Annotated in this window: 10 protein-coding genes; 4 read left to right on the plus strand and 6 right to left on the minus strand. The window is 66.6% G+C overall.

The features are described from left to right. The first annotated feature begins 86 nt into the window (after positions 1 to 86). The 3 genes from B1790_RS09390 (at position 87) to clpX (ending at position 2922) form a co-directional block, all read left to right on the plus strand. Entirely contained in the window at positions 87 to 689 is a 603-nt protein-coding gene (locus B1790_RS09390; RefSeq protein ID WP_162253289.1) for an ATP-dependent Clp protease proteolytic subunit, read from the plus strand. Further along, positions 686 to 1336 carry an ATP-dependent Clp protease proteolytic subunit gene (locus B1790_RS09395; RefSeq protein ID WP_079922948.1) on the plus strand — a complete coding sequence of 217 codons (651 nt, stop codon included), beginning with the start codon at positions 686 to 688 and terminating at the stop codon, positions 1334 to 1336. The genes B1790_RS09390 and B1790_RS09395 overlap by 4 nt, the downstream gene beginning before the upstream one ends. Positions 1337 to 1641: 305 nt before the next feature. Continuing rightward, positions 1642 to 2922, plus strand: coding sequence for an ATP-dependent Clp protease ATP-binding subunit ClpX (clpX, locus tag B1790_RS09400; protein ID WP_056554829.1), 1281 nt, complete (start codon positions 1642 to 1644; stop codon positions 2920 to 2922). Between the two features lie 69 nt (positions 2923 to 2991). Here the strand turns inward: clpX and cynS are convergent, their stop codons facing one another. The 5 genes from cynS to B1790_RS09425 form a co-directional block, all read right to left on the minus strand. After that, complete coding sequence (cynS, locus tag B1790_RS09405) at positions 2992 to 3444, minus strand: cyanase (protein ID WP_079922949.1); 453 nt, start codon at positions 3442 to 3444, stop codon at positions 2992 to 2994. A gap of 12 nt (positions 3445 to 3456) precedes the next feature. Then, positions 3457 to 4773 (minus strand): glycosyltransferase, encoded by a 1317-nt coding sequence (locus B1790_RS09410; RefSeq protein WP_079922950.1) that lies wholly within the window; start codon positions 4771 to 4773, stop codon positions 3457 to 3459. 98 nt (positions 4774 to 4871) lie between these two features. Next, positions 4872 to 5696 (minus strand): formate dehydrogenase accessory sulfurtransferase FdhD, encoded by an 825-nt coding sequence (gene fdhD / locus B1790_RS09415; RefSeq protein WP_079922951.1) that lies wholly within the window; start codon positions 5694 to 5696, stop codon positions 4872 to 4874. Further along, positions 5689 to 7986, minus strand: coding sequence for an FdhF/YdeP family oxidoreductase (locus B1790_RS09420; protein WP_369832321.1), 2298 nt, complete (start codon positions 7984 to 7986; stop codon positions 5689 to 5691). Before B1790_RS09420 ends, fdhD begins: the two co-directional genes overlap by 8 nt. A 53-nt stretch (positions 7987 to 8039) precedes the next feature. Further along, positions 8040 to 9110, minus strand: coding sequence for a YncE family protein (locus tag B1790_RS09425; RefSeq protein ID WP_079922952.1), 1071 nt, complete (start codon positions 9108 to 9110; stop codon positions 8040 to 8042). A 309-nt stretch (positions 9111 to 9419) separates the two neighbouring features. Between B1790_RS09425 and B1790_RS09430 the strand changes: the two genes are divergently transcribed. After that, positions 9420 to 11594 carry a glutamine synthetase III gene (locus B1790_RS09430; protein ID WP_079922953.1) on the plus strand — a complete coding sequence of 725 codons (2175 nt, stop codon included), beginning with the start codon at positions 9420 to 9422 and terminating at the stop codon, positions 11592 to 11594. Positions 11595 to 11666: 72 nt separating this feature from the next. Here B1790_RS09430 and B1790_RS09435 read toward each other — a convergent pair whose 3' ends face one another. Then, positions 11667 to 11936, minus strand: coding sequence for a metal-sensitive transcriptional regulator (locus B1790_RS09435; protein ID WP_079922987.1), 270 nt, complete (start codon positions 11934 to 11936; stop codon positions 11667 to 11669). Positions 11937 to 12366: the final 430 nt, after the last annotated feature.

Genomic DNA, 12366 nt, shown 5'->3' on the forward strand with positions numbered 1-12366 from the left:
GAGCGAACGACCCCGGTCTGGGGAGTCCTCGCCGCGCAGCTTTGGTTAGTGTCAGTGAACGAGTACGCAAACTCGAGAAAGCAGGTATTCCAGCCGTGACTGACATGCGTTCGGGCGCGTCGGGGCTCAACCTCACCGACTCCGTCTATGAGCGGTTGCTGGCCGAGCGGATCATCTTCCTGGGCACCCAGGTCGACGACGACATCGCCAACCGGCTGTGCGCGCAGATCCTTCTGCTTGCCGCTGAGGACCCCAGCAAGGACATCAACCTCTACATCAACTCGCCCGGCGGATCGGTGACCGCCGGCATGGCGATCTACGACACGATGGTGCTCGCACCGTGTGACGTGGCCACCTATGCCATGGGTTTGGCCGCGTCGATGGGCGAGTTCCTGCTCGCCGCCGGCACCAAGGGCAAGCGCTACGCCCTGCCGCACGCGCGGATCATGATGCACCAGCCCAGCGCGGGCATCGGCGGCAGCGCCGCCGACATCGCGATCCAGGCGGAGCAGTTCGCGTTGACGAAGAAGGAAATGAACCGGCTCAACTCCGAGTTCACCGGTCAGACTCTCGAGCGCATCGAGACCGACGCGGACCGCGACCGCTGGTTCACCGCCCCCGAGGCGCTGGAGTACGGCTTCGTCGACCACATCATCACCCACGCCAACTTCAACGGGAGTGCCTCATGACGCAGCCCCACGGCGAAGCCGTGAATCCGATTCAGGCGCGCTACATCCTTCCGTCGTTCATCGAGCACTCCAGCTTCGGTGTCAAGGAGTCCAACCCGTACAACAAGCTCTTCGAGGAGCGCATCATCTTCCTCGGCGTGCAGGTCGACGACGCGTCGGCGAACGACATCATGGCGCAGCTGTTGGTGCTGGAGTCACTTGATCCCGACCGCGACATCACCATGTACATCAACTCGCCCGGTGGTTCGTTCACCTCGCTGATGGCGATCTACGACACCATGCAGTACGTGCGCGCCGACATCCAGACGGTGTGCCTCGGTCAGGCGGCCTCGGCCGCGGCCGTGCTGCTCGCCGCCGGCACGCCCGGCAAGCGGATGGCATTGCCCAACGCGCGCATCCTGATTCACCAGCCCGCCGTCGGTGGGGCGATCCAGGGTCAGGTCTCCGACTTGGAGATCCAGGCCGCCGAGATCGAGCGCATGCGCACCCTCATGGACACCACGCTGGCCCGTCACACGGGCAAGGACGCCGCGGTCATCCGCAAGGACACCGACCGCGACAAGATCCTCACCGCCGCCGATGCCAAGGAATACGGCATCATCGACACGGTTCTGGCGTACCGCAAGCTCTCCGCACAGCCAGCCTGACGCACGCCGCGGTGCGGTCCGACTTTCCCTCGGATCGCACCGCGCCGGCGCGCGTACCGTGGACTCGGAACGTCGCCTCACCGATCGGGTTGACGACACGCCAACGGCACGAGGTGCGTTCCGGAGGACCAAGGGCTACGGCAGGGGATATGTTCTCCCTCTACACAGATGAATACCAACGGCGCTATTCGGCTTTATCGGTCGCACGGCGCCGGAACATACGGGTAGCGTCGGGAGAAACCCCGAGGTGATCTTGCACACCGAGACATACCGACGGCGATCAGGAAAGTAGGGCCGCAGGAACAATGGCGCGCATCGGAGACGGCGGCGATCTGCTGAAGTGCTCGTTCTGTGGAAAGAGCCAAAAGCAAGTCAAGAAGCTCATCGCAGGCCCAGGCGTGTACATCTGCGACGAGTGCATCGACCTCTGCAACGAGATCATCGAAGAAGAACTGGCCGACGCTGACGACGTCAAACTCGACGAGCTTCCCAAGCCGGCCGAGATCCGCGAGTTCCTCGAGGGTTACGTCATCGGCCAGGACACCGCCAAGCGCACCCTCGCTGTCGCGGTCTACAACCACTACAAGCGCATTCAGGCGCAGGAGAAGTCGCGCGACTCGCGCGCCGAGCCCGTCGAGCTGGCCAAGTCGAACATCTTGATGCTCGGCCCCACCGGCTGCGGCAAGACCTACCTGGCCCAGACGCTGGCCAAGATGCTCAACGTCCCGTTCGCCATCGCGGATGCGACGGCACTGACCGAAGCCGGTTACGTCGGCGAGGACGTCGAGAACATCCTGCTGAAGCTCATCCAGGCCGCCGACTACGACGTCAAGCGCGCCGAGACCGGCATCATCTACATCGACGAGGTCGACAAGATCGCCCGCAAGAGCGAGAACCCGTCGATCACCCGCGACGTCTCCGGTGAGGGCGTTCAGCAGGCGCTGCTGAAGATCCTCGAGGGCACGCAGGCGTCGGTGCCCCCGCAGGGCGGTCGCAAGCACCCGCACCAGGAGTTCATCCAGATCGACACCACGAACGTGCTGTTCATCGTGGCGGGCGCCTTCGCGGGACTGGAGCGCATCGTCTCCGATCGCGTCGGCAAGCGTGGGCTGGGCTTCGGCGCCGAGGTGCGCAGCAAGGCCGAGATCGACACGCAGGACCACTTCGCGGAGGTCATGCCCGAGGATCTGATCAAGTTCGGTCTGATCCCGGAGTTCATCGGCCGTCTGCCGGTGGTCGCGTCGGTGACCAACCTGGACAAGGAATCCTTGGTCACCATTCTGTCGCAGCCCAAGAACGCCTTGGTCAAGCAGTACAACCGGCTGTTCGAGATGGACGGTGTGGAGCTGGAATTCACCCCGGACGCCCTCGACGCGATCGCCGACCAGGCGATTCACCGCGGAACCGGTGCCCGTGGTCTGCGCGCCATCATGGAGGAAGTCCTGCTGCCGGTGATGTACGACATCCCCAGCCGCGACGACGTCGCCAAGGTCGTCGTGACCAAGGAGACCGTCGAGGACAACGTCTTGCCGACCATCGTGCCGCGCAAGCCACCTCGTGCCGAGCGGCGCGAGAAGAGCGCCTAACCTCTTCGAGATTGCACTGAGGGTCGTGAATCCACGTGATTCACGACCCTCAGTGCATTCTCGGCGGGTTTATTCGGCGGCGTTCCACTCGTAGGACAGGAACTTCCCGTCCAGCGTCACCACGACGCGATCCCCGCCGGGGTGCGGCTTCTTCTCCACGTTCACGCTGAAGTTGATGGCGCTCATGATGCCGTCGCCGAACTGCTCGTGGATGATCTCCTTGATCGCCCCGCCGTACACCGACAGCGCCTCGTAGAACCGGTAGACGGTCGGGTCGGTGGGCACCGCGGCGTCGAATCCGCCGCGCATCGGGACGGCCGCCAACACGTTGACCGCTGCGTCGTCGAGATCGAGCAGGCCCGCCAAGACGCCGCCGACCTCGGGCGGAATCGGGTGCTGGCCGAGCAGTGCCGCGGTGGTCCACACCACCGGGCGGTCGACCGCGTCGGCGAGTTGCTGCCACGTCAGGCCCTTGGCGAGGCGCGCCGCGATGATCTGCTGGGTTATCTCGTCTCTGGTCATGTCTGAAGGGGATCACAGATGCGACGGGTGCGCAGCGGTGCTGAGACGACGCTCGGCGACGACCTCGTCGACCAGGTCGGCGATCGCCGCGACTCCGTCCCGACGGGCGTGGGCGCACTGCAGGTTTCGTGCCGCGTTCCGATACTTGTCGTCGCCGACGATCTGGCGCACCGCGCGCTTCACCATGGTGGGGGTGGGCACTCCGGTGCGCAGGTCGATCCCGACGCCGAACCAGTCGACGCGCGCCGCGACCTCCGGCTTGTCCTCGGTGTTGCCCGCCACGACGAGGGGCACGCCGGCAGTCAGGGCTCGTTGCACGGCCCCGTACCCGCCGTTGGTCACCATGACGTCGACCGAGGGCAGCAGGACGTCGTGCGGGATGAATTCCGCAGCAAAGGTGTTCGGCGGCAACGGATGCCGGAGCTCGCTGACCGGGCGCCCGCCAGTGGTCACCACCACGGTGACGTCCTCGTCGGCGAGCGCCTCGATGGTGGGCTCGATCAGCCTGCTCAGATCGGTGTTGTCGACGGTGCCCTGCGTGACGTGGACGATCGGACGTTCGGCGGCCAGCTCCCGCCACCAGGGCGGTGCGACGAATCCGTCGGTGGGCAGCGGGTTGACCGCGCCGACGAAGCGGACGTGCTCGGGCAGGTCGCTGCGGTGGTATTCGAACTCCGGGATCGTGGGGACGATCATGCGGTCGGCGAGGACGGCCGAATCAAGCAGGAAGACAGGCAGTTTCGGGTGTCCGAGCGCCTTGAGCATGGTGGCGGCGGCCTGGTGCGAACGGCGCAGCAGGTACTTCTGCGCCACCACGTTGAGCACGCGGTGGCGCAGCCGTCCCGTCGCTCCGATGTGGGGCTGAATTCCGGTGCCACCCGGCGCGGTGTCCCGGCTGGTGAGGAACAGCGGCGTCGTCGTGTAGCTCAGCACCGGTGGCCGCGCGGCGGGGTCGCCGAGCAGCATCGGCAGGACGCCGAGGAAGAAGGCGTCGGTCAGGATCACGTCGAATCGAGTGGCGGCGATCAGTTCGTCCAAAGCCGCGGCCTGAAGCGGCATGGGTCGGACGAAGATGTGTTCGATGTCGAAGTTGAGCCGGTCCACGCCCGAGGTCTCGGCGCGTCCGGGCAGGTCGTCGAGCGAACCGCCCTGGTCGGCGCCGAAGGGCAGCGCGCGCGCCGTCGCCCCAGTCGCCCGTACCTGGTCCGCGAACCGTCCCGAGGTGAGGACGGTGACGGCGTGCCCCCGACTCACCAGCCCGCGGGCCACGTTGAGCAGGGGGGACACGTGTCCGATGTGTGGGCATGCGGCGATCAGAATCTCGGCCATGGTTGGCTCCCTCGTCCAGTAGTGCGTGCATCGACCGGTGCGATGTTTCGCGACGAGGGACCCCGGAGCTTGAAGGCTGGCTGGAGATCGGGTGGAGATCAGTGCTTGACGCGGTCCTGGCGGGTGTAGACGTTCATCGAGCTGCCACGCAGGAACGCGACCAGGGTCAGGCCGGCCTGGGCGGCCAGGTCGACGGCGAGCGACGACGGGGCCGAGACCGCGGCCAGGATGGGAATGCCTGCCATCACGGCCTTTTGGGTCAGCTCGAACGACGCTCGCCCGCTGACCAGTAAGACCGTGCCCGTCAACGGGATTCGGTCGTTCTCGACCGCCCACCCGATGACCTTGTCGACGGCGTTGTGCCTGCCGACGTCCTCGCGGACGACGAGCATGGTCCCGTTGGCGTCGAACAGGGCGGCACCGTGCAAGCCACCGGTGGTGGCGAAGATGCGCTGCGCACTGCGAAGTTGGGTGGGCATGGCGGACAACGTCTCCGACGCGACGACGGTGGGATCGTCGCCGGGGGAGTGGCGGCTGATGAGCCGGATGGCGTCGATGGAGCCCTTGCCGCACACCCCACACGACGACGTGGTGTAGAAGTTTCGGGTCACGTCGAGGCTGGGCGACGGGACGTCGGCCCCCAGCGTCACGTCGAGCACGTTGTAGGTGTTCATGCCGTCCTCGCCGGCACCTCGGCAGTACTGGACCGCGAGGATGTCGGCGCGCGCACCGATGACACCCTCGGTCAGCAGGAAGCCTTGTGCCAGTTCGACGTCGGATCCTGGCGTGCGCATCGTCACGCTGATCGCGGTGCCGTTGACGCGAATCTCCATGGGCTCTTCGACGGCAAGCGTCTCGGGCCTGGCGGTCGCACCGTCGGCGGTGAGGTGGCTGGCCCGACGGCGGGCGGTGACCCTACCCATTGCTGCGCGCCTCCAGTCGGATCAGCACGGCCTTGGACACCGGCGTGTTGGATCGGGCCGCCACGTGGTCCAGCGCGACCAGCGAGTTGGTCTCGGGATAGTAGGCGGCCGCGTTGCCGACTGGCGTGGAGTACGGCACGATCAGGAAGTCCTCGGCGCGACGTTCCTCGAGATCGCCTGCGGCGTTGGTGTATTCGGACACCAGGTCGACGCGGTCGCCGTCGGAGAACCCGAGCGAGACCACGTCGGCCGGGTTGACGAAGATCACCCGACGGCCGCCCTTGACACCGCGGTAACGGTCGTCGAGACCGTAGATGGTGGTGTTGTACTGGTCGTGGCTGCGCAGGGTTTGCAGGATCAGCCGACCTTCCGGCACGGGTATCCACTCCAGCGGGTTGACCGCGAAGTTGGCCTTGCCCGTCGTGGTGGGGAACTCGCGGGAGTCGCGCGGCGGGTTGGGAAGCTGAAAGCCGTCGGGCTGGCGGACTTTCCGGTTGTAGTCCGCGCAGCCGGGCACCACCGCCGCGATGGCGTCGCGGACCCGGTCGTAGTCGGCCCGGAACGACTCCCAGGGCACGGGGTGGTCGGGGCCGAGCACGGCGCGCGCCAGCTCGCTGACGATGGCGACTTCGCTGCGCACGTGTTCGCCGGGCGGCTGCAGGCTGCCGCGGGACAGGTGCACCATGGACATCGAGTCCTCAACGGAGACTTGCTGTTTGGTGCCGGACTGCAAGTCCTTGTCGGTGCGGCCGAGCGACGGCAGGATGAGGGCCGTGGTGCCATGTACGACGTGGCTGCGGTTCAGCTTCGTCGACACCTGTACCGTCAGCGAGCAACTGCGCAGGGCGGCCTCGGTCACCGCGGTGTCGGGCGTCGCCATCGCGAAGTTTCCGCCCATTCCCACGAACACCGACGCGTGACCGTCCCGCATGGCGCGGATGGCGTCGACGGTGTCCATGCCGTGCTTGCGCGGGCTGACGATGCCGAACTCGGAATCCAGTGCCTCCAGGAAGGTTTCCGGCATCTTCTCCCAGATGCCCATGGTGCGATCGCCCTGGACGTTGGAATGCCCGCGCACAGGGCACACCCCCGCGCCCGGCTTGCCGATCATCCCGCGCATCAGCAACAGGTTGGTCAGCTCGGAGATCATCGGAACGGCGTGCTGGTGCTGCGTCAGCCCCATCGCCCAACAGGCGATCGTGCGGTCGGAGGCGATCAACATCTGCGCGAGCCGGTCCAGCTGGCTGCGGTCGATGCCCGTCGCCTCCAGCACCGTGTCGAGGTCGACGGCCCTGGTCTGCGCTTCGTAGGCGTCGAAGTTGGCGCAGTGCTCGGCGATGAACGCGCGGTCGACCACGGTGCCGGGCGCCCGGTCGTCGGCCTCCAGCAGCAGCCGGCCCAGCCCGGCGAACAGCGCCATGTCGCCACCCAGCCGGATCTGCACGAACTCGTCGGCGATGCCGATGCCATGGCCGATCACCCCGTGCACCTTCTGCGGGTCCTTGAAGCGCATCAGTCCGGCCTCGGGCAGCGGGTTGATCGCAATGATCTTCGCGCCCTTCTCCTTTGCCTTCTCCAACACCGACAGCATGCGCGGATGGTTGGTGCCGGGGTTCTGCCCGGCGATGATGATGACGTCGGCCTCTTCGAGGTCCTCGACGGTCACCGATCCCTTGCCGATGCCGATCGAGTCGGTCAGCGACGTCCCGGACGACTCGTGGCACATGTTCGAACAGTCCGGCAGGTTGTTGGTGCCGAAGCTACGGACCAGCAGTTGATAGAGGAACGCGGCCTCGTTGCTGGTGCGCCCCGAGGTGTAGAAGACCGCCTCGTCGGGGCTGGCAAGTGCGTTGAGGTGCTGGGCGATCACGTGGTAGGCGTGGTCCCAGCTGATGGGGCGGTAGTGGTCGTCGCCGGCTCGCAGGATGACCGGGTGGGTGAGCCTGCCCTGCTGGCTCAGCCAGTATTCGGGACGCTGCTCCAAGTCGGCGATGGAATGCCGGGCGAAGAAGTCGGGGGTGACCACGCGTTTGGTCGCCTCTTCGGCGACGGCCTTGGCGCCGTTCTCGCAGAACTCGGCGAACTTGCGGCCGCCGTGCTCCTCGGGCCAGGCGCAGCCCGGGCAGTCGAATCCCTTGCGCTGATTCAGCCGGACCAACGCCGCGGCCGTGCGCAGCGGACCCATGGACGTCACGCCGCGGTGCAGCGAGACCATCACCGCCTTCATCCCGGCTGCCTCGTGCTCCGCACCGGTGGTGGCAACCGAGTGTTCGTCGTAGTTCACCGCGATGTCGCGGCTGACGTCACGACCCGTCTCCGACGCCGAATACCCATGTTTCCAATCTAGGCCGGTGGATTCATGATCTGTACCAGGCCGCCGGAAACGCCTGCGACGAACAAGCGTCCGGTGGTGGCGTCGACCCCGAGCGTGTACGGATTCTGGACCGTCTCGAGGCGTGCGACCTCGCGGGGAGTGTCGGTGGCCATGTCGTAGCCGACGACCTCGTTGGTGGCCGACGACGCGACCCACAGCCGGTCGCGCGTCGCGTCATAGGCGATGCCGTAGGGAGCCCCGGCCTGCGGCACGCTGGCCACCTCCTTCGGCTCGGTGCTGAAGACGCGCACCGCGTTGCCGCGGGTGTCGGCCGCGACGTATCGACCGTGCTTGTCTGCGACCAAATGGGTCGGGCCGGCACCGGCCGGGGTGGAGCCCACGATCGTCAGCTTGTCGGCGTCGTAGACGGTGAGGTCGTTCTTGCGGACGTCGAGCATGCCCATCAGGTTGCCGACCGGTGCCATGCCCGCGGGCTGCACGCTGTCGGTGAACACCTTCACGATGTCGTCGCCGCGGATGACCGTCGTCGTCCCGCCGTGCTCGTTGGCGACGAACACGCTGCCGTTCGGCGCCTCGGACGCGTCGTGAGGAACGGTGCCGGTGATGATCTGCGGTTCGGCGGTGCCGCCCGGCAGGTCGACGCGCACGAGGGCGTTGGCGCTCTCGACGGGCACCAGCACGGGTCCGCCGGGTTTGGCCAGTTGCAGGTGTCGCACGGCGCCGGGCAGCGGAACCCGCGTCGTGATGGCGCCGGTGTCGGCGTTCATCAGCACCAACTCGTACGGGTTGCGCGTTGCGACGGCGACCGTGCGGGTGACCGCGTCGACGACGACGCCCTCGGGGGAGTCGCCGACGGGAACCACGCGACCGGGCGGGGTGGTGGCCGGCACGGGCGCCCGACCGGGTTCCGCGGGCGGCGGCAGGGCATCCGCGGGAGGCCGGGTGCCCTCGGTGGGCACCCCCGTCGGCAGCAGACCGGTGGTGGTGGGCGTGGTCTCGGCGACCGTCGGTGCGGGCGGGGTGCCCCCGCAGCCGGCGAGCAACGCGACAGCCGAGGCCAATGCCAGGAGCTTCTTCATACCGATGGCCTACCCACCCGCGCCGAGTGTGAGCCTCCTGGCGGCCAGCGGTAAGAATTTCGCCACCAGACCTACGCTCGGCGGATCAGATCGGGCACCCGGAGGCCCGCAGCGAAGCGACGGGGGGAACCTCAGTCGAACCGTCGTGCACGATGCACCGCCATGCGGCCCACGTTCGACCCCTGGAAATTTGCTAACTCCGCCTTCTGCCGGTGACGCCTGCGTAACAATCCCGGAACAAGGCGTTCTTACTGTGAGCCGGTCAGTCCGCGAACCAGTTGCGGACCAGCGCGGGGAAGAGGAACTCCATTGAGCGGAAACGCAGTCCGTCTGCAGGCGATCAACAACGTCGAGGCCTACGTGCCTCCTGCGATCAGCTTCGACCCCACCGAGGCTCCTGGTGAGATCTGGGGCGCCAACGTCTTCACTCTGGCTGAGATGCGGTTGCGTCTGCCGAAGTCGGTGTACAAGTCCGTCGTCGCGACCATCGAGAAGGGCGCGAAGCTCGACCCGGCCATCGCCGACTCCGTCGCCTCTGTCATGAAGGACTGGGCGCTGTCCAAGGGTGCCACCCACTACGCGCACGTCTTCTACCCGATGACCGGGCTGACCGCCGAGAAGCACGACAGCTTCCTCGAGCCCGTCGGTGACGGTCAAACGCTCGCCGAGTTCGCCGGCAAGACCCTCATCCAGGGTGAGCCCGACGCCTCCAGCTTCCCCTCGGGCGGCCTGCGAAGCACCTTCGAAGCGCGCGGCTACACCGGGTGGGACGTCACCAGCCCGGCGTACATCCTGGAGAACGCCAACGGCAACACGTTGTGCATCCCGACGGTCTTCGTCTCGATGACCGGTGAGGCCCTGGACTTCAAGACGCCGCTACTGCGTAGCCAGCAGGCCATGGGTACCCAAGCCGAGCGCATCCTGAAGCTGTTCGGCCACGAGAACTTCGACCACATCGTGTCCTTCTGCGGACCCGAGCAGGAGTACTTCCTCGTCGACCGGCACTTCTTCCTCGCCCGCCCCGACCTGATCAACGCGGGTCGCACCCTGTTCGGCGCGAAGCCGCCCAAGGGGCAGGAATTCGACGACCACTACTTCGGCGCCATCCCCGACCGGGTGCTGGGCTTCATGATGGACACCGAGCGTGAGCTGTTCAAGCTCGGCATCCCGGCCAAGACCCGCCACAACGAGGTCGCGCCAGGACAATTCGAGATTGCGCCGATGTTCGAGCGGGCCAACATCGCCGCGGACCATCAGCAACTGCTGATGACGACGTTCAAGTCCATCGCCAAGAAGCACGGCATGGAATGTCTCTTTCACGAGAAGCCGTTCGCCGGGGTCAACGGGTCGGGCAAGCACGTCAACTTCTCGCTGGGCAATTCGCAGTTCGGCAGCCTGCTGGTGCCGGGTGACACCCCGCACGAGAACGCCCAGTTCCTGGTGTTCTGTGCCGCGGTCATCCGCGCGGTGCACAAGTTCGCTGGCCTGCTGCGGGTGTCGGTGGCCTCGGCCACCAACGACCACCGCCTCGGCGCCAACGAGGCCCCGCCGGCGATCATCTCGATCTTCCTCGGCGACCAGCTCGCCGACGTCTTCGACCAGATCGCCAAGGGTGCGGCGACGTCGTCGAAGGGCAAGGGCTCCATGATCATCGGCGTCGACACGCTGCCGGTGCTGCCGACCGATCCGGGCGACCGCAACCGCACCAGCCCGTTTGCGTTCACCGGCAACAGGTTCGAGTTCCGCGCGCCGGGCTCGGGACAGACGATCAACGTGCCGATGATCATCCTCAACACGATCATGGCCGACTCGCTGGACTACATGGCGACGTGGCTGGAGAAGGCCGTCGGCGACGGCGAGGACTTCGACATGGCCGTGCAGAAGCTGCTCACCGAGATCATCACCGAGCATGGCGCGGTGGTCTTCAACGGCGACGGCTACTCCGACAACTGGCAGACCGAGGCCGCGGCCCGCGGACTGCCGAACCTCAAGACGACGCTGGACGCCATCCCGGAGCTGGGCACGCCGGAGGCGATCGAGGTCTTCGAGAAGTACGGCGTCTTCAACGCGCGTGAGCTGCACAGCCGCGAAGAGGTCCGCTACGAGACCTACGCGCTGACGGTCAACGTCGAGGCGAAGCTGACGTTGGAGATCGGTTCGACGGTGATTCTGCCTGCGGCAGTGCGCTATCAGACCGAGCTGGCGTCCAACGTGGCGACGCTCAAGGCGGCGGGCGTCGAGCCCGACACCACCCTGTTGCAGATGGTCTCGACGCCAATCTCGGAGCTCACGGCTGCGTTGGCGGCGCTCAAGACGGCGATGGACGCCCACGGTGGCGACACCGCCGCCGAGGAGGCCGCGCATGCACAGAGCCTGCTGGGGTTGATGGATGCGGTCCGGGCGGCCGCCGACACGCTCGAAGGCCTCGTGGCCGACGATCTTTGGCCGCTGCCGACCTACCAGGAGATGTTGTACATCCTCTGATCACAGCACGGAAGCCGGCGCCCCCGCGAGATGCGGGGGCGCCGGCTTCCGTTGCGCTGCAGCCGCGTGACGTCAGGCCAGCGCGAGGAACAGCTTCTCGAGTTCGGCCTCGGTCATCGGCTTGGCGCCGTCGGCGCCCTCGCCGGTGATGCATTCTCGTAAGCCGGTGGCCACGATCTTGAACCCGGCCTTGTCGAGAGCCCGGGACACTGCGGCCAGTTGCGTCACCACGTCCTTACAGTCCCGGCCCTGCTCGATCATCGAAATGACCCCGGAGAGCTGCCCTTGTGCGCGCCGCAACCGGTTGAGTACCGCCGCGATGCTGTCGTCGTCACCTACCATGGGATTCGCTCCTTTCGCGAGTTCCAGCAATGGTACCCGCGGGGGTATTCCCGCGGCAGTCTCGTACCGAATCCAGTTCGGGTACAGCGCGAGGTGCATCGCCGAGGAAACGGCGGTCAGGCCCTCGGGGACGATCTTCGGCACCGGCATCCGATGGGTGCCCTCGGTGGGTGGGACGTTCTCAGGTCCGTAGACGCCGCCGAGTAGACCCTGTGCGCCGCGCGGCGGCGGTGAGGGCCCTTCGGGCTGGCCTGCGATGACGAAATCCTCTACGCCTCGAATACTGCCGGGGGTATGTTCGGATCATGCTGTCAATATACCCCATAGGGTATTGCATCCAGAGAAATAAAATACCCCCGGGGGTAGTTGACATACCCATAGGGGTATATGCCAGCATGGCACTACCGAATTGAATGAGGGGGACTGAGGA

It is taken from the genome of Mycobacterium sp. AT1 (assembly GCF_002043095.1).
GTDB lineage: Bacteria > Actinomycetota > Actinomycetes > Mycobacteriales > Mycobacteriaceae > Mycobacterium.

Bases quoted from the DNA above. Each gene is read 5' to 3' on its own strand.
- B1790_RS09395 (WP_079922948.1), top strand. From the start codon at position 686: ATGACGCAGCCCCACGGCGAAGCCGTGAATCCGATTCAGGCGCGCTAC.
- clpX (WP_056554829.1), top strand. From the start codon at position 1,642: ATGGCGCGCATCGGAGACGGCGGCGATCTGCTGAAGTGCTCGTTCTGT.
- cynS (WP_079922949.1), bottom strand. From the start codon at position 3,444: ATGACCAGAGACGAGATAACCCAGCAGATCATCGCGGCGCGCCTCGCC.
- B1790_RS09410 (WP_079922950.1), bottom strand. From the start codon at position 4,773: ATGGCCGAGATTCTGATCGCCGCATGCCCACACATCGGACACGTGTCC.
- fdhD (WP_079922951.1), bottom strand. From the start codon at position 5,696: ATGGGTAGGGTCACCGCCCGCCGTCGGGCCAGCCACCTCACCGCCGAC.
- B1790_RS09425 (WP_079922952.1), bottom strand. From the start codon at position 9,110: ATGAAGAAGCTCCTGGCATTGGCCTCGGCTGTCGCGTTGCTCGCCGGC.
- B1790_RS09435 (WP_079922987.1), bottom strand. From the start codon at position 11,936: ATGGTAGGTGACGACGACAGCATCGCGGCGGTACTCAACCGGTTGCGG.